The sequence below is a fragment of the Streptomyces sp. NPDC085946 genome (assembly GCF_044540485.1).
GTDB lineage: Bacteria > Actinomycetota > Actinomycetes > Streptomycetales > Streptomycetaceae > Streptomyces.
Genome location: NZ_JBITSF010000008.1, coordinates 82,947 through 105,937, shown reverse-complemented (window position 1 = coordinate 105,937; position 22,991 = coordinate 82,947). Strand labels below are relative to the sequence as shown.

Below are 22,991 nucleotides of genomic sequence, written 5' to 3'. Positions count from 1 at the left end.
AGTCCCTCCCAGACGCTACCTTCCGGCCAAGCCCCCGTCCCGTGGGGGCCGCCCGGTGTGCCGGTATCGTTGCTGACGGCCGGCCGCTTCGTAGGCTTCCCCGTATCCGGGGACCCGAAGCATTCGTGCGAACGTACAAAGCGGAGCTTCAGCTGCCGGCCGCCGTGCACAGACGCCTCCCCGAGAAAGGCCCCCACCGTGGCCGCCAAGCCCGTGGCCCAGCGCGCCAAGCGCCTCGTCGTGCTGGTCTCCGGATCCGGCACCAACCTCCAGGCCCTCCTCGACGAGATCGCCGCCACCGGTCCCGAGGCCTACGGAGCCGAGGTCGTCGCCGTCGGCGCCGACCGCGAGGGCATCGAAGGGCTCGCGCGCGCCGAACGCGCCGGGCTGCCGACCTTCGTGTGCAGGGTCAAGGACCATCCGACCCGCGAGGAGTGGGACGCGGCCCTCGCCGGGGCCGTCGCCGCCCACGAGCCGGACCTCGTCGTGTCCGCCGGGTTCATGAAGATCGTGGGGAAGGAGTTCCTCGCGCGCTTCGGCGGGCGGTTCGTCAACACCCACCCCGCCCTGCTGCCCAGTTTCCCCGGGGCCCACGGCGTGCGGGACGCGCTCGCGTACGGCGCCAAGGTCACCGGCTGCACCGTCCACTTCGTCGACGACGGCGTCGACACCGGCCCGATCATCGCGCAGGGCGTGGTGGAGGTCCGGGACGAGGACGACGAGAGCGCTCTGCACGAGCGCATCAAGGAAGTCGAGCGAAGGCTGCTCGTCGAGGTCGTGGGGCGGCTCGCCCGCCACGGCTATCGCATTGAGGGACGAAAGGTAGTAATCCAGTGACCGCCGAGAGCAACAAGCGGCCCCTTCGCCGGGCGCTCGTCAGCGTCTACGACAAGACCGGGCTCGAGGAGCTCGCGCGCGGGCTGCACGAGGCCGGTGTCGAGCTGGTCTCCACCGGCTCCACCGCCGCGAGGATCGCCGCCGCGGGCGTCCCCGTCACCAAGGTCGAGGACCTCACCGGGTTCCCCGAGTGCCTGGACGGCCGGGTCAAGACCCTGCACCCGAAGGTGCACGCCGGCATCCTCGCCGACCTGCGCCTGGAGAACCACCAGCGGCAGCTGGCCGAGCTCGGCGTCGAGCCGTTCGACCTGGTCGTGGTCAACCTCTACCCGTTCCGCGAGACGGTCGCCTCGGGCGCCTCTCCCGACGAGTGCGTCGAGCAGATCGACATCGGCGGGCCGTCCATGGTCCGGGCCGCCGCCAAGAACCACCCGTCGGTCGCGGTCGTCACCAGCCCCGCGCGCTACGCCGACGTCCTCTCCGCCGTGCGCGACGGCGGCTTCGACCTCGCCACCCGCAAGCGCCTGGCCGCCGAGGCCTTCCAGCACACGGCCGCCTACGACGTCGCCGTGGCCTCCTGGTTCGCGTCCTCCTACGCGCCCGTCGACGACTCGGGGTTCCCCGACTTCCTCGGCGCCACCTGGGAGCGCGCGCACACCCTGCGCTACGGCGAGAACCCGCACCAGCCCGCCGCCCTCTACGTCTCCGGCACGGGCGGCCTCGCCGAGGCCGAGCAGCTGCACGGCAAGGAGATGTCGTACAACAACTACACGGACACGGACGCCGCCCGCCGTGCCGCGTACGACCACGACGAGCCGTGCGTCGCGATCATCAAGCACGCCAACCCGTGCGGCATCGCGGTCGGCGCCGACGTCGCCGAGGCGCACCGCAAGGCGCACGCCTGCGACCCGCTGTCCGCGTTCGGCGGGGTCATCGCCGTGAACCGGCCGGTCTCCAAGGAGATGGCCGAGCAGGTCGCGGAGATCTTCACCGAGGTCATCGTCGCCCCGGACTACGAGGAGGGCGCGCTGGAGGCCCTCACCAAGAAGAAGAACATCCGCGTGCTGCGCTGCCCCGACGGCCCGTCGAACCCCGTCGAGGTCAAGCCCGTCGACGGCGGCGCGCTGCTCCAGGTCACCGACCGGCTCCAGGCCGACGGCGACGACCCGGCGAACTGGACGCTGGCCACCGGCGAGGCGCTGGGCGAGGCCGAGCTCGCGGACCTCGCGTTCGCCTGGAAGGCGTGCCGGGCGGTGAAGTCCAACGCGATCCTCCTCGCCAAGGACGGCGCCTCGGTCGGCGTCGGCATGGGCCAGGTCAACCGCGTCGACTCCTGCAAGCTGGCGGTGGAGCGGGCCGGCGCCGAGCGCGCCCGGGGGTCGTTCGCCGCGTCGGACGCGTTCTTCCCCTTCCCGGACAACATCGACGTGCTGAGCGCCGCGGGCGTCAAGGCGATCGTGCAGCCGGGCGGTTCGGTCCGTGACGAGCAGGTCGTCGAGGCCGCCGAGAAGGCCGGCATCACGATGTACTTCACCGGCACGCGCCACTTCTTCCACTAGGAGCGCGCGAGGCGGCCTCCGGCCCTCCGCCCGGCGGCCGCCTCGCCGTGCCGGGCCGACGCGTCAGAGTCGACGCACCAGGGCCGACGCACCAGGGCCGTGTCCCCCCTCGAACGGGTGGGACACGGCCCTCGGGCGTGCGGGGCGCGAACGCGTCGGTCTCCGCCGCGCGTTCGGCCGCCGCGGCAGCGGGTGCCGCCGCGGGGTCAGTACTGCGGCCGGTTGAACCAGGCGCTGCCGTTCTTGTTGGCGCAGAACACGATGATCAGGATGCCGAGGACAAGGCTGATCAGAGCGAAGACGTTGGCCCCGAGCAGGCTGATGACGCTGAACAGCGTGACCACCGAGGCGTAGATGATCGCGGAGACGCGCACGCCGCCGCGACCCTTGGAGAACTTCGCACCGGTGAGGATGGCCCACAGGGCGAAGCCCAGGACGATGACACCGAGGACGATCATGACGCCCGCGCCGAAGTTGGCGATGGTGTCGGCGTCCTCGGAGGAGACGCTGCCGTCGGACTGCACGGCGTCCTCGAACTGGTCGGCGAACCAGGCGCTGGCCGCCATCATCAGGACGGCGGCCAGTGCCTGGAGGCCGCCCAGCACGAACAGCATGACGCGCGCTGCCTTCACGCTGCCCGGCATCACCGCGGGACCGCCCGGGTAGCCGTAGGGCTGACCGCCGACCGGCGGCGCCGCGGGGTAGCCGTAGCCCGGCTGCTGGGGGTACCCGTAGCCGGGGCCGGGCTGCTGGGGCGGCTGCCCGTAGGGGTTGTTCGGGTCGCCGAAACTCATGGCGGTTCTTCCTCCGATGTCGCTTCCGGTGCGGGGACGACGCGGGGCACGCTCGGAGGAAGTTCTACAGATGCGGTTCGTCCCCCCGGTCCAGCCCGCGGCACTGTGCTGCTCATCGTTCTGGACGGGTTCCGCCTTGTCCAGCCGCATTCCGCAGGTGTTGTGCAAGTGCAACATCGCTGATCATGGGCGGGAGCGGGAGGCGGGCACCGGCCGTGCGGACGCGGGCCCCGGCCGGTGCCCGGAGGGGGCCCGGATTGGAACCGGGGGCCGGTCATCCGCGAGGATGGGACCCATGACCGCCCAGATTCTCGATGGCAAGGCCACCGCAGCCGCGATCAAGTCCGATCTGACCGCCCGCGTGGCGGCGCTGAAGGAGAGGGGTGTCACGCCCGGCCTCGGCACGATCCTCGTCGGGGAGGACCCCGGCAGCCAGAAGTACGTCGCCGGCAAGCACCGCGACTGCGCGCAGGTCGGCATCGCCTCCATCCAGCGCGAACTGCCGGCCACGGCGACGCAGGAGGAGATCGAGGCGGTCGTCCGCGAGCTGAACGAAGACCCGGCCTGCACCGGTTACATCGTCCAACTGCCGCTGCCCAAGGGCATCGACGAGAACCGCATCCTCGAACTGATGGACCCGGACAAGGACGCCGACGGCCTGCACCCGATGAACCTCGGGCGCCTCGTCCTCAACGAGCCCGCCCCGCTGCCCTGCACCCCCAACGGCATCCTCACCCTGCTGCGCCGCTACGGCGTGGAGCTCAAGGGCGCCGAGGTCGTGGTCGTGGGACGCGGCGTGACCATCGGCCGCCCGATGCCGCTGCTGCTGACCCGCCGCAGCGAGAACGCCACGGTGACCCAGTGCCACACCGGCACCCGCGACCTGTCGGCGCACCTGAGGCGGGCCGACATCATCATCGCCGCGGCCGGCTCCGGCCACCTGGTCCGGCCCGAGGACGTCAAGCCGGGCGCGGCCGTCCTCGACGTCGGCGTCTCCCGCAGCGCCGAGGGCAAGATCGTGGGCGACGTCCACCCGGACGTCGCCGAGGTCGCCGGCTTCCTCTCCCCGAACCCCGGCGGGGTCGGTCCGATGACCCGTGCGCAGCTGCTCGTCAACGTGGTCGAGGCGGCGGAGCGCAGTGCCGGCTGAGGAAAGCACGGAGCCGGCACCGGAGCGGGCCGCCTCGACCGGCGGGGCCGACGGGTCCGCGGCGGCCGGGGAGGCTGCCGCGGCCGGCGGGACCGCCGCGGTCGACAGGCCCGGAGCCGCCCGCGAGGCCGATGCCACCGACGGGGCCGGCGGGACCGGTCCCGGTGCCGACGCGACGCCCGGGACGGGGCGGACGGCCGGCGGGGCGGGGGCGGCAGACGGCACCGGGAACGGGTCCGCCGGGGCCGGTCCCGGAACCGACGGAACCGGGAACGCGCCGGGCGAGGCCGGACAGCGGGCCGGCGGCACCGGACCCGCCACCGGCGAGGCCGGCTCCCCGGCCGGCGGCGCCGAAGCGACCGGCGGCACCGGACCCGCCACCGGCGAGGCCGGCTCCCCGGCCGGCGACGCCGAAGCGACCGGCGGCACCGGACCCGCCACCGGCGGTGCCGACGCCGCCGGCGGGACCGGCGAGGCCGGATCCCCTGGGGCGGCCGGACGGAGTTCCGGCGGCACCGGATCCGCCACCGGCGAGGCCGGCTCCCCGGCTGGCGACACCGAAGCGACCGGCGGTGCCGAAGCCGCAAGCGGGACCGGCGGTGCCGGACCCGCGATCGGCGGTGCCGAAGCCGCAGGCGGGACCGGCGAGGCCGGACCCGTGACCGGCGGCGCCGAAGCGACCGGCGGCCGGCACGACGACGTGTTCGAGACCGACGAGACCGGTGAGATCACGGTCCGGGACCCCATCAGCGTGCCCGACGCCGAGGGGCGGCCGCGGCGGGCCACCCGGCGTTTCCCGCTGTTCACCCGGGACACCGCGCGGCCCGAGGGCGGCGGCCGGGCGGCACCCGGCGACGCCCCGGCGCCCGCCCGGCAGTGGCCCGCCCTGGCGGTGCTCGCCCTCGTCGGACTCGGCCTGCTGCTGACCGCGCTGGACCTGTTCCGGCTCGGCACCCTGCTGATCGGGGTGGCGCTGCTGGGCGGTGCCGCGCTGCGCTGGCTCGTGCCGGACGTCGGCCTGCTCGCCGTCCGCTCCCGCTTCACGGACATCGTCACCTGCGGGACGCTGGGGACGGCGATCGTCCTGCTGGCGCTGATGGCGCAGCCGAAGCCGTTGCTGGAGATCCCGTTCCTGAAGGACACGCTGCACTTCACGGTCAGCGGCTAGCGGCCAGCGGCTCGCGGCCGGCGGCCCGCGTCCCGGCCCGGAACGCCGTACGACGGCCCGTCCCCTCCCCCGAGGGAGGACGGGCCGTCGCGGAATCCACCCTCCTGTACGGCGAACCGGCCGTTCAACGGCTGTCCGGGCGCTGTGGCACGGAAGTGACCGTTCCGCTACGGTCCCCGCAACGGCCGGCCGGTCCGCGGCGGGGCGTGCGGGACCGCTCGGGACCGCCGGGGTCTTTGGGTATGTTCATGTGGTTTCTGTGTGTCGATGTATTGACAAGTTCGCGGATATGACACGAAGTGGTTCGACGGTGGGGCTAGCGTGGGCAATCAGGACGGCCCGGGGCGTCCCGCCGCTCGAACGGAGGTCCGGTCCGGCGCAGGGGGCGACCGGTGGGACACTGGTCCGGGCACGGCGAGGCGCGCGACGGTGCGCGCCCGCGGCCCCGACGCTCCCGTGCGCCCCCACCCCGGGAACTGAGATCCTGGCTGTGCGCATCTCCGTGGGTAGCCACAACGGGGACTCGGCCAAGGGCATCATGCGCGGGGGACACACCAGCACGAACCGGGGGGAAGAGGGGGGATAGCAATGCCTCGTTGGAGGGCCTTGCCGGATGAACTCGATCCGCAGATCAGGGAGTTCACCAGCCAACTGCGGCGGCTCGTGGACCGCAGCGGCCTGAGCATCGCGTCGGTGGCCGACCGCACGGGCTACAGCAAGACGTCCTGGGAGCGCTACCTGAACGGCCGGCTCCTCGCGCCCAAGGGCGCGATCGTGGCGCTGGCCGAGGTCACCGGGACCAATCCGGTGCACCTGACGACCATGTGGGAGCTCGCCGAGAGAGCCTGGAGCCGCTCGGAGATGCGGCACGACATGACCATGGAGGCGATCCGGATCTCGCAGGCGCGCGCGGCGCTGAGCGAGTTCGGCGTGCCCCAGGCCGACGCCGCGGGCGGCAGGACGGCCCGCAAGGGGCGCAGCGCCACGGTCACGCCGGGCATCGCCGGCCCCGCGGGCGTGGTGCCGAGCGTGCCGTCGCAGCCGACGGCGCCGGAGGTCCAGGACTCGGTGGGCGGCGTGCGGGACGTCCGTGACGCGCAGGAGCGCGCCGGGCGGGACGGCGGCTCCCCGGCCAACTCCTGGGGCATGGCCGGGTACGCGGGCCCGTCCCGGGCGACCGGCCGTCCGGGCGGTCCCGCCGGCGGCCCGCCCTCGGGCGCGGGGCCCGCTGCCGGACCGCCGGCGCCGGGCGGCCGCGGCGCACCGCCGCGGAACGCCACCCGGTCCCGGTCCGCCGCCGGCTCCGGCGGCAAGGGCCGGACACCCCTGTTCCTCGCCGGGGTCGTGGGGGTGCTGGTGGTCGTCGCCGGCGCGTTCTTCCTCCTCGGCGGCGGCGGTGACAAGGAGAACGAGGCCGGGAAGCGGCCGCCCTCGCCGTCCGTCAGCGCGGACCGGAACCTGCCGGCCGGGGTGAAGTGCAGCGGGGACACCTGCACCGGCAAGGACGCGGAGAGCATGGGGTGCAGCGGTGACCTGGTCACCACCGCCAAGACCGCGACCGTCGGCACGACCGTCGTGGAGGTCCGCTACAGCGAGACCTGCGGCGCCGCGTGGGGGCGCATCACCCAGGCGGCCCAGGGCGACGAGGTCCGGGTGACCGCGGGCAAGGCCGAGCAGAGCGGCACGATCACCGAGGCCGGCGACGCGATCGCCTACACGCCGATGGTGGCCGTGAAGGACGCGGACCAGGCGACGGCCTGCGTGACGATGGCCTCGGGACAGAAGGGGTGCACCGAGTAAGGGGCCTCGCGCCGCCCGGCCCGTGCCGGGCCGCCCCGGTCGGTCCCGTCAAAAAGGCGGGGTGACCCAGGCATGGCCCGGCGGAGGCGGGGCAGGCGGAAGGTACCCCCACGGGAGTCCGGCACGGTCGGTACCCCCCTCAGGCGGCCGCCCACGTCCCCCTCTCCCGGACGGGCGGCCGCCCTTCGTTCGTACCGGGCACTCTGTGGGGTGGGCCACACGCACCCGGCCGTCCGGGATGACGGATGCGCGATAGCCTGACCGCTGGAAATCTCTTGACGCCAAGAGATCGATCAAACGCCCGGGGCAGGGACGCCCCACCGCCAGCTGTCATACGGAGAACGCCATGACCCGCACTCCCGTGAACGTCACCGTCACCGGCGCGGCCGGCCAGATCGGTTACGCCCTGCTCTTCCGCATCGCCTCCGGCCAGCTGCTCGGCGCGGACGTGCCGGTCCGGCTGCGCCTCCTGGAGATCACGCCCGCCCTGAAGGCGGCCGAGGGCACGGCCATGGAGCTGGACGACTGCGCGTTCCCGCTGCTCCAGGGCATCGACATCACCGACGACCCGAACGTCGCCTTCGACGGCGCCAACGTCGCCCTCCTCGTCGGCGCCCGCCCCCGCACCAAGGGCATGGAGCGCGGCGACCTCCTGGAGGCCAACGGCGGCATCTTCAAGCCGCAGGGCCAGGCCATCAACGCCCACGCCGCGGACGACATCCGCGTCCTCGTCGTCGGCAACCCGGCCAACACCAACGCGCTCATCGCGCAGGCCGCCGCCCCGGACGTACCGGCCGAGCGGTTCACCGCGATGACCCGCCTGGACCACAACCGCGCCCTGACCCAGCTGGCGAAGAAGACGGGCTCCACGGTCGCCGACATCAAGCGCCTGACCATCTGGGGCAACCACTCCGCCACCCAGTACCCGGACATCTTCCACGCCACCATCGCCGGCAAGAACGCCGCCGAGGTCGTCAACGACGAGAAGTGGCTGGCCGACGACTTCATCCCGACCGTCGCCAAGCGCGGCGCCGCCATCATCGAGGCCCGCGGCGCCTCCTCGGCCGCCTCCGCCGCCAACGCCGCCATCGACCACGTCTACTCGTGGGTCAACGGCACCGACGAGGGCGACTGGGTCTCCATGGGCATCCCGTCGGACGGCTCCTACGGCGTCCCGGAGGGCCTGATCTCCTCCTTCCCGGTCACCTGCAAGGACGGCAAGTACGAGATCGTCCAGGGCCTGGAGATCAACGAGTTCTCCCGCGCCCGCATCGACGCCTCCGTCAAGGAGCTCGAGGAGGAGCGCGAGGCGGTCCGCGGCCTCGGCCTCATCTGAGCCCACCCGGCCCCCGCGGGGCCCCGCACCGGTTCGGCCGGCGCGGGGCCCCGCGCTCGTCCGCCCGCACGTGACCGCGGCCGGCACGTGACCGCGGCCGGCAATCCGGTTCGGTCCGAACGCCCCGTCCCCTATGCTGATCCCCCGCCAACTCGGCTGTCAGCCGCGTCGATTCGCGCATCGGGGGACTCGCGTGAACACCGCACACGTGCCGCAGCAACCACAGCAGCCGGGCGCGGCGTCGCCCTCCGCCCCGCCGCCCGTGCCACCGCACGCCAGCGAGGCCTGCCGCCTGCTGTGCGCGGGCGTCTACCTGGACCCCGGCTACCGCGACCGCGTCATCGAGCAGCTGTACCTCGACGAGCAGCGCGTCGTGGCGCCCTCGCTCGGCTTCGACGCCGCCCGTGTCCTCGCGCACGCGCTGCGCGCCCGGCGCCAGGAGCTGCTGTGGGCGGCGGCCGTCACCGGCCTGTGGGTGGTGGGCGTACCGCTCAGCGGCGGCCTGCTCGCCCTCTTCCTGTGGTCCGGCCTGCTGCTCGCCGTCGCGCCCCTGCTCCGCGGGCGGGCCGCGCAGCCGCCCTGGTACCGCTGGCTCGCCGCCTCCCTGGCGCGCTGGGCCGGCCGGCTCCTCACCGGGTTCGCCCTGCTGGTGCTGGGCTCCGCCGCCTTCGGCGGCGGCCGGGACGACGACTCCGGCTACGGGTCCTCGTACGACTACGGCTACGGCTCCGGCTCCGACGGGAGCGGTCTGCTGGAGTCGGTCGTCGACGAGTTCGCGGCCGTGGCCGAGCCGTGGCAGGCCTGGCTCGGGATCGGCGTGCTCGTCGTCATCGGCCTGTGCGTGGCGGCCCAGCGCAACCAGTTCGCCCGCGCCCTCGCCGCCGAACTGTCCCCGCAGCGCTTCCCGGACGCCGCCGGCGACCCCGCCGAGCAGGCCGGCGGGCAGCGTTTCCGGCGGCTGGCGCACCGCATCCGGCTGGAGCAGCACGCGCCGCTGGTCATGTACCACGAGGCGCGCCCGTTCTGCGGGGCGGGCGCGGCGTACGACACCTGGGTGCTCGCCGTCGAACTGCGGCCGGACGAGGAGAAGGAGCAGCAGCCGCTCGGCAACCGCGCGATCCTCGACCGGATCCGGCCCCTGCTGGAGCAGCTCCGCGTGCCCGCCGAGTACGCGGGCCCCGGCGTACGGGACCGGCTGCGCCGGCTGGAGATCGACGAGTGCGTGTTCCTGCCCGTCGACGGGCTCCTCGCCCGTGACCAGGCGCCGTACGGCCCCGCGGAGTTCGAGCGGCACCGGACGCGGGCCGTCGAGGAGGGCGGCGAGAAGCGCCGGCACTTCCTGCGCATCCGGGTCGGCGGCTGGGAGGAGGAGCTGGTCGTCACGGTCTTCGTGCGCGTCCACACGCAGGGCCGGATGCTCATGCTGGAGATCGCCCCGCACGTGCTGACGCCGGTCCGCGCCGACTTCAAGGACGCCGACCGCACCTCGCACCGGTTCCGCCACGACAACCCGCTCGGCAGGATCGCCGGCGCCGGCGTCCTGGTGCCCGGCTCCGTGGGCCGCTCGCTGGTGACGCTCGGCCGGGGCGCGGTGTACGCGTGGCGGCTGCTGACCGGCGGCCACGCGCACGCGCTGCCCGACGGGCCGGCCCTCTCGGTGCGGGAGCTGGCCTCGGTGCCCACCGGGTCCACCTTCCAGGAGATGGACGTCGCCCGGTACCTCCGGAGCGTCCAGGACCGCATCGGGCGCGGCGTGCGGCTGGCCCTGGCCGAGGCGGGCTACGAGACCGGCGAGTTCGTGCAGAAGATCGTCAACATCAGCAACGGCGCGGTGCACATCGGGCGTGCCGACAACTCCTCGTTCGCCTTCGGCGACCACGCGCGCGCCGCGACCACGACCGGCGGCCCCCGGCCGCAGAAGGGAACCGACTAGCGATGGCACCCGACCAGCCGAACGTCAGCATCAACCGCGCCGACAACTCCTCCTTCGCCTTCGGCGACCACGCCCGTGCCGAGACCCGCAACGCCGCTCCGGCGGTGCGGGACGAGTCCGCCGAGCAGCTGCTGGCGGCCGTGCGGGAGCTCCGCGCCGACCTGGCCCGGCTGCGGGAGAACGAGCAGGCCGCGCGGCTGGACGAGACCCTCGCGCAGACCGAGGAGGAGATCACCCGGACCGGAACGGCCGGTGAGGGCCGCCTCCGGCGGCTGCGGGAGGTGCTCACGGACGCCCAGAACATCCTGACGCTGTTCGCGTCGGCGGGGGCCGTCGCCGGGCTGCTGGGAATGTGAGAGGGACGCGATGAGCGGGGGACAGCGGTACTGGAACGAGGACGCCCAGCGCTGGGAGGACGGCGGCGACGGCGCCGTACCGGTGACTCCGCCGCCCCCGCCGCGCCCGGAGTTCCTGCCGCGCCCGGAGGCCCCGCCGCCGGACGCGCCCGCCGGCGGTGCGCCGGCGCCCGGCGCGGGCCACGGTGCCTGGTCGGACCCCGAGCTGCCGCACGGCGGTGCCCGGCCGCCCGCCGGCCGGGGCCCCGGCCGGCGGCTCCTGTGGGGCGTGCTGGGCGGGGCCGCCGCGGCCGGGGTCGCCGTGGCGCTGGTGCTGACGCTGGCCGTCGGGGACGACGGCGGACCCGGGTCCCGGGAGGACGGCGCGACCGCCGCCGGCCCGTCGCCGACCGGCGACGCGACGCCCGGCCCGACGGCGCCGGGCGCGGACGGCACCGGACCCACCGGCAGTGCGTCCGGCTCCCCGTCCGGCTCCCCGTCCGGCCGGGAGACCCGGCTGCCCGACGGCTACGAGCTCCACACGGATGCCGAGGGCTTCACCATCGCCCGTCCCCTGGACTGGACCCGCGAGGCGGTGGCCTCCCAGCACGGCATGGACGTCGTCAACTACCGCAGCGCCGACGGCTACCGCCGCCTCCAGGTGTACGAGGTCGCGGAGTCCTCGCCCGAGGCGTCCTTCGACCTGTTCCTGTCCGACCGGACGCCGAAGCCCGACGGCTTCGAGAAGGTCGCCCTGGAACCGGTCGACGAGGGCGGCGTCTCCGGGCTGCGGCTGGAGTACCGCGCCGACGCCCTGCGCGGCGAGCCGGACGTCGGCAGCTGGCACGTCCAGGACCTGCGCTTCCGCGCGCCGGGCGACGGCAAGCTGTACGCGGTCGCCGCCTACGGCCCGCCCACCGACGGCGTCGACCCCGAACTGGAGCTGGTGCTGACCGCCGTCGCGCACTTCTGCCCGCCGGACACGGCCTGCGGGCAGGACTGACCCGCGGCCGCCGGGGACGCGCCCGGCCCGTCCCGGCCGCTTCCCGAACCGGTGCGCCCCGCGGACGCGGCCGCCGCGGGGCCGGGACGCCCCGGCGGACCGGGGAGCGGTGCACGGCCCGCGCCCCGGCCGGCACGGCCCGCGCCCCGGCCGGCACGGCCCGCGCCCCGGCCGGCACGGCACGCGTGCCGCGCCGTGCGCCGCCGCCGCGCGACGCCCGGTCGCACCGTCTCCACCGCACGCGGCCGGCCGTCCCGCGCCCCGGACGCCGACCGCCCCGGCCGCACGACCGGGGCGGTCGGCGTCCGGGCCGGCGTCCGCGTGCTTTCGTTCCTTCCTGTCCGCATCTTCCGTGACGCAGCGCACTTTCGGCCACGGATCGCGCATGCACCCGAAGGGCTTCGGGCAGGTGCACGCGGTCCCCTGAGTGACACAGGTGTCACTCAGGGGCACCGAACAGGAACGGAAGGCATCACCGATCATGGCGGAACGTACGGAACTGCAGGCGCGCACCACCATCCACGCGGGAGGGGAGTGGCGGGCGGCCGTGTCCGGCGCCACGCGCGCGATCCTCGACCCCGCGGACGCCCTGCCGTTCGCCGTGGTCGCGGAGGGCGACGAGAAGGACACCGACCTCGCGGTCGCCGCCGCCCGGCGCGCCTTCGACGAGGGCCCGTGGCCGCGCACGCCGGTCGCCGAGCGCGCCGCGCTGCTGCGCCGCGTCGCCGACCTGCTGGTGCGGGACCGGGAGGAGCTCGGCCTGCTGGAGAGCCGGGACGCGGGCAAGACCGTGGAGGAGGGCCGGGTCGACGTCGACTGCGTCGCCGACGCCTTCCGCTACTTCGCCGACCTCGTGGCCGGCGAGGCCCCGGGCCGGGTGGTCGACGCGGGCTCGCCCGACGTCCACAGCGTGGTCGTGCATGAGCCGGTCGGCGTCTGCGCGATGATCACGCCCTGGAACTACCCGATGCTCCAGGCCAGTTGGAAGATCGCGCCCGCCCTGGCCGCCGGCAACACCTTCGTCGTCAAGCCGAGCGAGATCACCCCGCTGTCCACCGTCGCGCTGATCGGGCTGCTGGTGGAGGCGGGTCTGCCGGCCGGGGTCGCCAACATCGTCACCGGCCCCGGGCACACCGTCGGCGCCCGGCTCGCCGAGCACCCCGACGTCGACCTGGTCTCCTTCACCGGAGGCCTGGCCAGCGGCGTCAAGGTCGCCCAGGCCGCCGCCCCGACCGTCAAGAAGGTCGCCCTCGAACTCGGCGGCAAGAACCCCAACGTCGTTTTCGCCGACGCCTGCGCCACCGACGAGGGCTTCGACACCGCCGTCGACCAGGCCCTCAACGCGGCCTTCATCCACAGCGGCCAGGTCTGCTCGGCGGGCGCCCGGCTCATCGTCGAGGAGTCGGTCCGCGACCGGTTCGTCGCCGAACTCGCCCGCCGCGCGGCCCGGATCCGCCTCGGCCGCGGCACCGAGGAGGGCGTCGAGTGCGGCCCGCTCGTCTCCGAGCAGCACCGCGCGAAGGTCGAGGCGTACGTCGCCTCCGCCCTGGCGGAGGGCGCCGTGCTGCGCTGCGGCGGCAAGCGCCCCGCACCCTCCCCGCAGCGGCCGGAGAACGGCTACTACTACGAGCCGACCGTCCTCGACCACTGCCACCGCGAGATGCGCGTCGTGCGCGAGGAGGTCTTCGGCCCGGTCCTCACCGTGGAGACCTTCCGCACCGAGGACGAGGCCGTCGCCCTCGCCAACGACACCGAGTACGGGCTCGCCGGCGCCGTCTGGACCGCCGACGCGGGCCGGGCGCGCAGGGTCGCGGGCCGTCTGCGGCACGGCACGGTCTGGATCAACGACTTCCACCCCTACCTCCCGCAGGCGGAGTGGGGCGGCTTCGGCAGGAGCGGCACGGGGCGCGAGCTCGGCCCGGCCGGCCTCGCCGAGTACCGCGAGACCAAGCACGTCTACCAGAACCTCGCCCCGCGGCCGGTGCGCTGGTTCGCGGGCTGACCCCCACCGCGCCGGCCGTGCGCCGCCGACCGGCGGAGCACGCCCGGCCGGCGCGCACGCCCGTCGAGGAGCAGTCCACCCACCTGTCCCGAATCCCCCCTGGAGTACCACTCCCATGCCCGACCACACCCATGTGTTCGACTACGTCGTCATAGGCGGCGGAACCGCCGGTTCCGTCATCGCCTCCCGGCTCACCGAGAACCCGGACGTCACCGTCGCCGTCATCGAGGGCGGCCCCAGCGACGTCGGCCGCGACGACGTGCTGACCCTGCGCCGCTGGATGGGCCTGCTCGGCGGCGAGCTGGACTACGACTACCCGACCACCGAGCAGCCGCGCGGCAACTCGCACATCCGGCACAGCCGCGCCCGCGTCCTCGGCGGCTGCTCGTCGCACAACACCCTCATCGCCTTCAAGCCGCTGCCGTCCGACTGGGACGAGTGGGAGGAGGCCGGCGCCAAGGGCTGGGGCGCGGTGCAGATGGAGGCGTACTACGCCCGGCTGCTCAACAACATCGTCCCGGTCGACGAGAAGGACCGCAACGCCATCGCCCGCGACTTCGTCGACGCCGCCCGAGCCGCGCTCGGCGTGCCGCGCGTGGAGGGCTTCAACGCCGAGCCGTTCACCGAGGGCGTCGGCTTCTTCGACCTCGCCTACCACCCCGAGACCAACAAGCGCTCCTCGGCGTCGGTGGCGTACCTGCACCCGGTGATGGACGAGCGGCCCAACCTCACGATCCTCCTGGAGACCTGGGCGTACCGGCTGGAGCTGAACGGCACCCGCGCCGAGGGCGTCCACGTCCGCACCGCGGACGGCGAGGAGAAGCTGGTCCGGGCGCGCCGCGAGGTCGTCCTGTGCGCGGGCGCGATCGACTCGCCGCGCCTGCTGCTGCACTCCGGCGTCGGCCCGAAGGCGGACCTGGAGGCCCTCGGCATCCCCGTCGCCCACGACCTGCCCGGCGTCGGCGAGAACCTGCTCGACCACCCCGAGTCGGTCATCGTCTGGGAGACCCACGGCCCCCTCCCGGAGAACTCCGCGATGGACTCCGACGCCGGCCTGTTCGTGCGCCGCGACCCCGCGCACGCGGGACCCGACCTGATGTTCCACTTCTACCAGATCCCGTTCACGGACCATCCGGAGCGACTGGGCTACGAGCGGCCGGAGTTCGGCGTGTCGATGACCCCGAACATCCCCAAGCCGAAGAGCCGCGGCCGGCTCAGCCTGACCAGCGCCGACCCGTCGGTCAAACCCGCCCTGGACTTCCGCTACTTCACCGACGAGGACGACTACGACGGCCGCACCCTCGTCGACGGCATCCGCATCGCCCGCGAGATCGCGAGGACCGAGCCGCTGGCCGGCTGGCTCAAGCGCGAGGTGTGCCCCGGCCCGGACGTCACGGGCGACGAGGAGCTGGGCGAGTACGCCCGCAAGGTCGCGCACACCGTCTACCACCCGGCGGGCACCTGCCGGATGGGCGACGCCGCCGACGAGCTGGCCGTCGTCGACCCCGAGCTGCGGATCCGCGGCCTGGAGGGCATCCGGATCGCCGATGCCTCGGTCTTCCCGACGATGACCGCCGTGAACCCGATGGTCGGTGTGCTCATGGTCGGTGAGCGGGCCGCCGACCTGATCGGGGGTGGTGCGTGATGGGTACCGCCGTGCTGAGGCCGCCCGTCGACACCGGCGCCCCCGTCTTCCGCGTGGACGGCCTGTGGAAGGTCTTCGGCCCGAAGGCCGGCCGGATCCCCGGCGACCCGGAGCTGGCCGCCCTCGCCCCCGCCGAGCTGCGCGAGCGCACCGGCTGCACGGCCGCCGTGCGGGACGTCTCCTTCGACGTGCGCAAGGGCGAGGTCTTCGTCGTCATGGGCCTGTCCGGCTCCGGCAAGTCCACGCTGGTGCGCTGCCTGACCCGGCTGATCGAGCCGACCGCGGGCACCATCGCCATCGACGGCGAGGACGTCCGCGCCATGGACAGGACCCGGCTGCGCGAACTGCGCCGCCACCGCGCCGCGATGGTCTTCCAGCACTTCGGCCTGCTGCCGCACCGCACCGTCCTGGACAACGTGGCGTACGGCCTGGAGATCCAGGGCGTCGGCCGGGCCGAGCGGCGCGAGCGGGCCGCCGAGGTCGTCGCCAAGGTCGGCCTGGCGGGCATGGAGCAGCGCCGCCCCGGCCAGCTCTCCGGCGGTCAGCGCCAGCGCGTCGGCCTGGCCCGCGCGCTCGCCGTCGACCCCGAAGTGCTGCTGTTCGACGAGCCGTTCAGCGCGCTCGACCCGCTCATCCGGCGCGACATGCAGGAGGAGGTCGTACGGCTGCACCGCGAGGAGGGCCGCACGATGGTCTTCATCACCCACGACCTGAGCGAGGCCCTGAAGCTCGGCGACCGCATCGCCCTGATGCGCGACGGCCGCGTGGTCCAGCTCGGCACGCCGGAGGAGATCGTGGGCTCGCCCGCCGACGACTACGTCCGGGAGTTCGTCCGGGACGTCCCGCGCGAGCAGGTCATCACCGTCCGGACGGCCATGCGCGGCGCGACGGCGGCCGAGGCGGGCAGCGGCCCGGCGGTCCGGCCCGACGCGACGGTCTCCGAGGCGATCGAGGCCGTCGCCCGGGCCGGCGCCCCGGCCCGGGTGGTGGACCGGGGCCGCTGCCTGGGCGTGGTCGACTCGGACGCCCTGCTGGAGGTCGTCGCGGGCACGGGCACCGGCCCTGACGGGACCCCGGGCGCCGGCCCTGACGGGATCCCGAGCGCCGACCCCGGCGAGATCCCGGGCGGCCCCGGCGGGACCCCGGGCGACGGCACCGCCGTGCCCCCGGCCCGCGGCACCGGCCCGGCTCCGGGCGGCCGGGCGGACGGTGCGGGCCGGGCGGACGGTGCGGCGCCCGTCCGGCGCGGCGCCGCTCACCGGCCCGGCCGGGGCGCCGACGAGGAGCTGGTCTGATGGCGACCGTCACCGCACCCGCCGCGCGCCTGGGCGCCCCGGGCGTGCTGAAGCACCGGGCGGTCCGCAAGCTGCTCCTGCTCGCCGCGGTCGCCGTCGTCCTGGTCCCGCCCGCGACCGCCCGCTGGGGCGGCGCGAGCTGGCCGGGCGCCCTCACCGTCGACCTGTCCGGCCCGCTCGGCACCGCCAGCGACTGGATCATCGACAACCGGGACGGCCACCCGCTGTTCCTGTACTTCCTCGGCCACGTCAGCAACGCCGTCACCCTCGCCGTCCGGGCCGTCTACCTCGCCCTCCTCGCCGCCGGCTGGGCGGGCGTCACCGCGCTGGGCGCCCTCGTGGCCTGGCGGGTCGCGGGCGTGCGGCTCGCCCTAGGCACGGGCGTCGCCTTCCTCGCCTGCGGGGTGCTCGGCATGTGGGTGCCGACCATGCAGACGCTCGCGCTGATGGCGGTCGCCGTCGTCGCGTCGGTGGCCGTGGGCGCCCTGCTGGGCCTCGCCGCCGGGCTGTCCGACCGGATGGACCGCGCGCTGCGCCCGGTCCTCGACACCATGCAGGTGCTGCCCGCCTTCGCCTACCTCCTGCCGGTCGTGCTGGTCTTCGGCATCGGCGTCCCGGCCGCCGTCCTGGCGACCGTCGTGTACGCCGCCCCGCCGATGGCCCGGCTCACCGCGCTCGGCCTGCGCGGCGCCGACCCGGAGGTGCTGGAGGCGGTCGAGTCCCTCGGCGCCACGGCCCGGCAGCGGCTGCTGACCGCGCGGATCCCGCTGGCCCGCAAGGAACTCCTGCTCGGCGTCAACCAGACGATCATGATGGCGCTGTCCATGGCGGTCATCGCGTCGGTCATCGGCGCGGGCGGCCTCGGCGACCGCGTCTACCAGGCCCTCGCCTCGGTCGACGTGGGCGCGGCGCTCGCCGCCGGCATCCCGATCGTGCTGCTGGCCGTCGTCCTGGACCGGGTGACGGCCGCGGCCGGCGCCCGCCTCGGCGAGGCGCCGCGGGACCACGGCCGGGCACGCCCGGCGTACGCCCTGGGCGCCGCCGCGGCCGTCGCGGTCGCCGGACGGCTGCTGGGCCGGCCGGAGTGGCCCGACGCGTGGACCGTGGCCGTCGCCGAGCCGGTCAACCGGGCCGTCGACTGGATGACCGCCCACCTGTACTCGGGCGTCCCCGTGGTCGGCGGCACCGCCGACTGGGCGGCCCGCTTCACCACCTGGGTGCTCGACCCCGTCCGGGACGGCCTGCAGTGGCTGCCCTGGTGGGCGGTGCTGCTGCTCGTCGCCGCCCTGGCCTGGCCGATCGGCACCTGGCGCACCGCGCTGACCGCCGTCCTCGCGATGGCCGCGATCGGTGTGCTCGGCGTCTGGGAGCCGTCCCTGGACACGCTCTCGCAGGTCCTCGCCGCCGTCGCCGTCACCCTCGTCGCCGGCTTCGCGACCGGCATCGCGGCGGCCCGCAGCGACCGCTTCGAGCGGCTGCTGCGGCCCGTGCTGGACGTCTTCCAGACGATGCCGCAGTTCGTGTACCTGATCCCGGTCGTCGCGCTGTTCGGCGTGGGCCGCGCGCCCGCCGTCGCCGCGGCCGTCGTCTACGCCCTGCCGGCCGTCGTCCGCATCACCGCCCAGGGCCTGCGCCAGGTCGACCCGGCCGCCCTGGAGTCGGCGCACTCGCTGGGCGCGACCGGCTGGCAGCAGCTGCGGCAGGTCCAGCTCCCGCTGGCCCGCCGGGCCCTGCTGCTCGCGGTCAACCAGGGCGTGGTGCTCGTCCTCGCCGTCGTCATCATCGGCGGCCTGGTCGGCGGCGGCGCGCTCGGCTACGACGTCGTCCTCGGCCTCGCCCAGGGCGACCTGGCGACCGGTCTGGTGGCCGGCGCGGCGATCGTCTGCCTGGGCCTGATGCTCGACCGGGTGACCCAGCCGACACGGCGCCGTACGGAGAAGGGAGCCTGACATGCGCCGCACGACGCTCACGGCCGCCGTCGCCGTCCTCGCGCTGACCACCGGCTGCGGGGCCGCCGACATGACCCGGCAGGCCTCGCCGTTCGCCAACGCCCGGGGCGCGAAGACGGTGACCCTGTCCGTGCAGTCCTGGGTGGGCGCGCAGGCCAACGTGGCCGTCGCCCGGTACCTGCTGGAGCACGAGCTCGGCTACCGCGTCGACACCGTCCAGATCGACGAGGTGCCCGCCTGGGACGCCCTCAGCCAGGGCCGCGTCGACGCCCTCCTGGAGGACTGGGGCCACCCCGAGCAGGAGGAGCGGTACGTCGACGACAAGAAGACGATCACGCGCGGCGGCGACCTCGGGGTCACCGGGCACATCGGCTGGTACGTCCCGACGTACCTGGCGAAGCGGCACCCGGACATCACCGACTGGCGGAACCTGAACAAGTACGCCCACCTGTTCCGCACCGCCGAGAGCGGCGACAAGGGCCAGCTGATGGACGGCTCGCCGTCCTACGTCACCAACGACAAGGCGCTGGTGAAGAACCTGGAGCTGGACTACCAGGTGGTGTTCGCCGGTTCCGAGGCCGCGCAGATCACCCAGATCAAGCAGTTCGCCAAGGAGAAGAAGCCCTTCCTCACCTACTGGTACGAGCCGCAGTGGCTGTTCGAGAAGGTCCCGATGACCGAGGTGAAGCTGCCGCCCCACGAGGAGGGCTGCGACGCCGACCCGAAGGAGGTGGCCTGCGCCTACCCGCACACGCCGCTGCAGAAGTACCTCAACGCGGACTTCGCGCGGGACGGCGGCAGGGCGGCCGCCTTCCTGAAGAGGTTCCGGTGGACGGCCGAGGACCAGAACGAGGTCTCCCTGATGATCGCCGAGCAGAAGCTGTCGCCGGAGGAGGCGGCGGAGAAGTGGGTGGACGGCCACGCGTCCACGTGGAAGCGGTGGCTGCCCTGACCCTCGTCCCGCGGGACCGGCCGCGCCCTCCCGCGGCGCCGCGGCCGCCCGGCGCCGCAGCCCCGGCCCGAAGCTGATCCGGGTGGCCCCGGGCCCGCCCGGTCCGGCGGGCGAGGGGCCCTCGCCGACCGCCGACCGCCGACCGCCGCGCGGCCGTCGGCCGGCCCCCGGATCCCGGCCCGCGGCAGCGGCAGCGCGCCGGGCGGGGCGCCGACCGGGCACACGCGTACGGCGCGGGCCGCCACGTACGGCGCGGCCCGCTCCACCGCCCGCTCCGGGCCGGCGACCCCGCGGACGAAGGTGTCGCCGCGCACGTCGACGAAGAGCTCCCCGCCCGCCTCGGCCCGCAACCCCGGCCGGCCGGTCGGCGTGCCGGTGCGGGTCCCGGAGGACCCCGTGCTCGGAGACCTCCGGGCCGCGGCCCGGGGCCCCCGCCCCCGGCAGCCGCTCCGCGAGCTCCCCGGGGGCGGGTCCGCGGCCCGCCCCGACGTCCGCCGACACCGGCACCTCCACGGCCCGGACGATCCGGGCGCAGGCCGCGGACATCCCGCCGGCGGGCGCGTGCCCGTCCCCGTGGCCGAGCGAGGCGATGGTCCCGGCGCCGGGAACCCGGCCTCCTCGCCCACCGGGCGCCGGCCGCGTCAGGGGCCGGGCGGCACCGGGGGGCCGCCGGGCGGCCGGTGGCGCGGGGCCCAGGAGAGGTCCGCCTCGCTCACCACCGCGTGCTCCCCGGGGGGATCCGCCGGGCGACCATCAGGCGGTTCCAGCTGTTGATGACGGTGATCAGTGTGATCAGCCGGGCCAGTTCGGCCTCCTCGAAGTGCTCGGCGGCCCGCTCGTACACCGCGTCCGGCACGAAGCCGTCCGTCAGGACCGTCACCGCCTCGGTCAGCGCGAGCGCGGCCCGCTCGCGTGCGTCGAAGACGTCGCCGGCCTCCTCCCAGCAGGCCAGCAGGTCCACCTGCCGTTCCGGCACCCCGTGTCCGCGGGCGATGCCGAGGTGCAGGTCGAGGCAGAAGGCGCAGTGGTTGAGCTGCGAGGCGCGGATCTGCACCAGCTCGGCGAGGGCGGGGTCGCCCAGGCCCCGCTTGGCGGCGGCGCCCAGCTCCCGCAGGGCGGAGCGGACCCCGTCGTCGAGCCGTGTGGTCCGAGCGGTCACACGTGCTGCCCGGGCCGGTAGTTCCCCGGCGTGGCGCGGCAGGTCACCCCGAACCGGTTCCACGCGTTGATGACCGTGATCGCGGCGATCAGCCGGGCCAGTTCGGCCTCCTCGAAGTGCTCGGCGGCCCGCTCGTACACCGCGTCCGGCACGAAGCCGTCCGTCAGGACCGTCACGGCCTCCGTCAGCTCCAGCGCCGCGAGCTCCTTGACGGTGTAGAAGTGCCGGGACTCCTCCCACGCGGCGAGCTGCACGATCCGCTCCACGCTCTCGCCGGCCGCGAGCGCGTCCTTGGTGTGCATGTCGATGCAGAAGGCGCAGCGGTTGATCTGCGAGGCGCGGATCTTCACCAGCTCGTACAGCGTCGGGTCCAGGCCCTGCCGGGCCGCCGTGTCGAGCCGGACCATCGCCTTGTACACGTCCGGGACCAGCTCGGCCCACTCCAGACGCGGGGTGGACGCGGAGGCGTACGCCTCGGTCGTCGTCTGCTGGGTGTTCGTCGTCATGCCCTCGACCCTAGGAGCGAAGCAGCCCAGGGGTATGGTCCATTTCCATGGCGGAACCGTGGGCCACTCTGGGCATCGACCTGCACCTGGAACCGAGCGGCCCGGGCCTGCGCCGGGGCCTGACCGACGCGCTGCGCGAGGCGGTCCGCTCCGGCCGCCTGGCACCCGGCACCCGGCTGCCGTCCTCCCGCGCGCTCGCCGCCGACCTGGGCATCGCCCGCAACACGGTCGCCGACGCGTACGCCGACCTCGTCGCCGAGGGCCGGCTGACCGCCCGGCAGGGCTCGGGCACCCGGGTCGCCGACCACGCGCCGGCCCGGCCGCCCGCCCGGCGGCCCCCGGCCCGGCGCACGCCCGGCCGGCTCCCGTACGACCTGATCCCGGGCACCCCCGACCTCGCCTCCTTCCCGCGCACCGCGTGGCTCAAGGCCGCCCGCCGCGCCCTGGCCGCCGCCCCGAACGACGCCCTCGGCTACGGCGACCCGCGCGGCCGCGCCGAACTGCGCACCGCGCTCGCGGACTACCTGGCCCGGGTGCGGGGCGTGCGCGCCGACCCCGAACGCGTCGTCGTCTGCTCGGGGTTCGCGCACGGCCTGCAGCTGCTCGGCGACCTGCTGCACGCCCGCGGCGCCCGCACCCTGGCCGTGGAGCCGTACGGCCTCGACGTGCACTGGGACCTGCTGGAGCGCAGCGGCCTGCGGACCGTGCCGCTGCCGTTCGACGCGCAGGGGCCGCGCACCGAGGAGCTGGGCGACGTGCCGGCGGTCCTGCTCAACCCGGCGCACCAGTTCCCGATGGGCGGCGCCCTGCTCCCCGGGCGCCGCGCCGCCGCCGTCGACTGGGCGCGCCGCACCGGCGGGCTGATCCTGGAGGACGACTACGACGGCGAGTTCCGCTACGACCGCCAGCCCGTGGGCGCGCTGCAGGACCTCGACCCCGACCACGTCGTCTACCTGGGCACCGCCAGCAAGTCCCTCGCGCCGGGGCTCCGCCTGGGCTGGATGGTCCTGCCGCCGTCCCTCGTCCCGGAGGTCACCCGGCTCGCCGGTGGCCGGTCACCGGGCGTCCTGGACCAGCTGACCCTCGCCGAGTTCATCACCTCCGGCGCCTACGACCGGCACGTCCGCGCCGCCCGGCTGCGCTACCGGCGCCGCCGCGACGCCCTCGTCGCGGCCCTCGCGGCCCGGGCCCCGCAGGTGCGCGTCGGCGGGATCGCGGCCGGTCTGCACGCCGTGCTGCACCTCCCGCCCGGCACCGAGGAGCCGGTGGTCCGGGCGGCGGCCTGGCAGGGCCTGGCGGTGCACGGCCTGGCCCGCCACCGCCACCCCGCTGCGGCCCTCGCCCCCCTGGACGCCCTGGTGGTCGGCTACGGCACCCCGCCGGACCACGCCTGGGCGGCCACCCTGGAGACGCTGTGCCGGGCACTGCCCTGAGCACACCGGGGCAAAGCGTGCGAAGCGGCGGCACCGGGCGGCGCGCGCCGGGGGGCCCGTGTACGCGGCGGCCCCCCGCTCTCTAGGCTGGCCGTCCGCGGACCGGTGACGGCACCCCGCGCGGCGGGCAACACA

The 22,991-nt window shown here is 75.1% G+C and carries 18 protein-coding genes; 15 read left to right on the top strand and 3 right to left on the bottom strand.

The window, feature by feature from the left end:
* The first annotated feature begins 198 nt into the window (after positions 1-198).
* Positions 199-837, top strand: coding sequence for a phosphoribosylglycinamide formyltransferase (purN, locus tag ACIF8T_RS17925; protein WP_400036046.1), 639 nt, complete (start codon positions 199-201; stop codon positions 835-837).
* Entirely contained in the window at positions 834-2,396 is a 1,563-nt protein-coding gene (purH, locus tag ACIF8T_RS17920) for a bifunctional phosphoribosylaminoimidazolecarboxamide formyltransferase/IMP cyclohydrolase (RefSeq protein WP_400036044.1), read from the top strand. Before purN ends, purH begins: the two co-directional genes overlap by 4 nt.
* 206 nt (positions 2,397-2,602) lie before the next feature.
* Here purH and ACIF8T_RS17915 read toward each other — a convergent pair whose 3' ends face one another.
* Positions 2,603-3,190: a hypothetical protein gene (locus ACIF8T_RS17915; RefSeq protein ID WP_400036042.1), complete on the bottom strand. Its 588-nt coding sequence runs from the start codon at positions 3,188-3,190 to the stop codon at positions 2,603-2,605.
* A gap of 295 nt (positions 3,191-3,485) precedes the next feature.
* Here ACIF8T_RS17915 and ACIF8T_RS17910 point away from each other — a divergent pair, with 295 nt between their 5' ends.
* The 12 genes from ACIF8T_RS17910 (at position 3,486) to ACIF8T_RS17855 (ending at position 19,758) form a co-directional block, all read left to right on the top strand.
* A complete protein-coding gene (locus ACIF8T_RS17910) occupies positions 3,486-4,340 on the top strand; it encodes a bifunctional methylenetetrahydrofolate dehydrogenase/methenyltetrahydrofolate cyclohydrolase (protein ID WP_400036040.1) in 855 nt (284 codons plus the stop codon).
* Positions 4,341-5,040: 700 nt separating this feature from the next.
* The gene (locus ACIF8T_RS17905) at positions 5,041-5,508 is read left to right on the top strand and encodes a DUF3017 domain-containing protein (protein WP_400036416.1); all 468 of its coding nucleotides are present in this window, start codon (positions 5,041-5,043) and stop codon (positions 5,506-5,508) included.
* Between the two features lie 606 nt (positions 5,509-6,114).
* The gene (locus tag ACIF8T_RS17900) at positions 6,115-7,308 is read left to right on the top strand and encodes a DUF2690 domain-containing protein (protein ID WP_400036038.1); all 1,194 of its coding nucleotides are present in this window, start codon (positions 6,115-6,117) and stop codon (positions 7,306-7,308) included.
* A gap of 346 nt (positions 7,309-7,654) precedes the next feature.
* A complete protein-coding gene (locus ACIF8T_RS17895; RefSeq protein ID WP_400036036.1) occupies positions 7,655-8,644 on the top strand; it encodes a malate dehydrogenase in 990 nt (329 codons plus the stop codon).
* A 193-nt stretch (positions 8,645-8,837) separates the two neighbouring features.
* Complete coding sequence (locus tag ACIF8T_RS17890; protein WP_400036034.1) at positions 8,838-10,577, top strand: hypothetical protein; 1,740 nt, start codon at positions 8,838-8,840, stop codon at positions 10,575-10,577.
* A gap of 2 nt (positions 10,578-10,579) precedes the next feature.
* Positions 10,580-10,933: a hypothetical protein gene (locus tag ACIF8T_RS17885; protein WP_400036033.1), complete on the top strand. Its 354-nt coding sequence runs from the start codon at positions 10,580-10,582 to the stop codon at positions 10,931-10,933.
* Positions 10,934-10,943: 10 nt separating this feature from the next.
* A complete protein-coding gene (locus ACIF8T_RS17880) occupies positions 10,944-11,915 on the top strand; it encodes a hypothetical protein (protein ID WP_400036031.1) in 972 nt (323 codons plus the stop codon).
* Positions 11,916-12,396: 481 nt separating this feature from the next.
* Positions 12,397-13,917 carry an aldehyde dehydrogenase family protein gene (locus ACIF8T_RS17875; RefSeq protein WP_400036029.1) on the top strand — a complete coding sequence of 507 codons (1,521 nt, stop codon included), beginning with the start codon at positions 12,397-12,399 and terminating at the stop codon, positions 13,915-13,917.
* Positions 13,918-14,032: 115 nt separating this feature from the next.
* On the top strand, positions 14,033-15,562 hold the full coding sequence (locus ACIF8T_RS17870; RefSeq protein WP_400036027.1) for a GMC family oxidoreductase: 1,530 nt from the start codon (positions 14,033-14,035) through the stop codon (positions 15,560-15,562).
* Positions 15,562-16,857, top strand: a complete 1,296-nt coding sequence (locus ACIF8T_RS17865) for a glycine betaine/L-proline ABC transporter ATP-binding protein (protein ID WP_400036025.1) — start codon at positions 15,562-15,564, stop codon at positions 16,855-16,857. The genes ACIF8T_RS17870 and ACIF8T_RS17865 overlap by 1 nt, the downstream gene beginning before the upstream one ends.
* Positions 16,857-18,806: an ABC transporter permease gene (locus ACIF8T_RS17860; RefSeq protein WP_400036023.1), complete on the top strand. Its 1,950-nt coding sequence runs from the start codon at positions 16,857-16,859 to the stop codon at positions 18,804-18,806. Before ACIF8T_RS17865 ends, ACIF8T_RS17860 begins: the two co-directional genes overlap by 1 nt.
* 1 nt (position 18,807) lies before the next feature.
* The gene (locus ACIF8T_RS17855) at positions 18,808-19,758 is read left to right on the top strand and encodes an ABC transporter substrate-binding protein (RefSeq protein WP_400036021.1); all 951 of its coding nucleotides are present in this window, start codon (positions 18,808-18,810) and stop codon (positions 19,756-19,758) included.
* A 712-nt stretch (positions 19,759-20,470) separates the two neighbouring features.
* Here ACIF8T_RS17855 and ACIF8T_RS17850 read toward each other — a convergent pair.
* Both ACIF8T_RS17850 and ACIF8T_RS17845 read right to left on the bottom strand, forming a co-directional pair.
* Positions 20,471-20,917: a carboxymuconolactone decarboxylase family protein gene (locus tag ACIF8T_RS17850; protein WP_400036019.1), complete on the bottom strand. Its 447-nt coding sequence runs from the start codon at positions 20,915-20,917 to the stop codon at positions 20,471-20,473.
* Positions 20,914-21,423 carry a carboxymuconolactone decarboxylase family protein gene (locus ACIF8T_RS17845; RefSeq protein ID WP_400036017.1) on the bottom strand — a complete coding sequence of 170 codons (510 nt, stop codon included), beginning with the start codon at positions 21,421-21,423 and terminating at the stop codon, positions 20,914-20,916. Before ACIF8T_RS17845 ends, ACIF8T_RS17850 begins: the two co-directional genes overlap by 4 nt.
* A gap of 47 nt (positions 21,424-21,470) precedes the next feature.
* On the opposite strand from ACIF8T_RS17845, the gene ACIF8T_RS17840 reads away from it, so the two are divergent.
* Entirely contained in the window at positions 21,471-22,856 is a 1,386-nt protein-coding gene (locus ACIF8T_RS17840) for a PLP-dependent aminotransferase family protein (protein WP_400036015.1), read from the top strand.
* Positions 22,857-22,991: the final 135 nt, after the last annotated feature.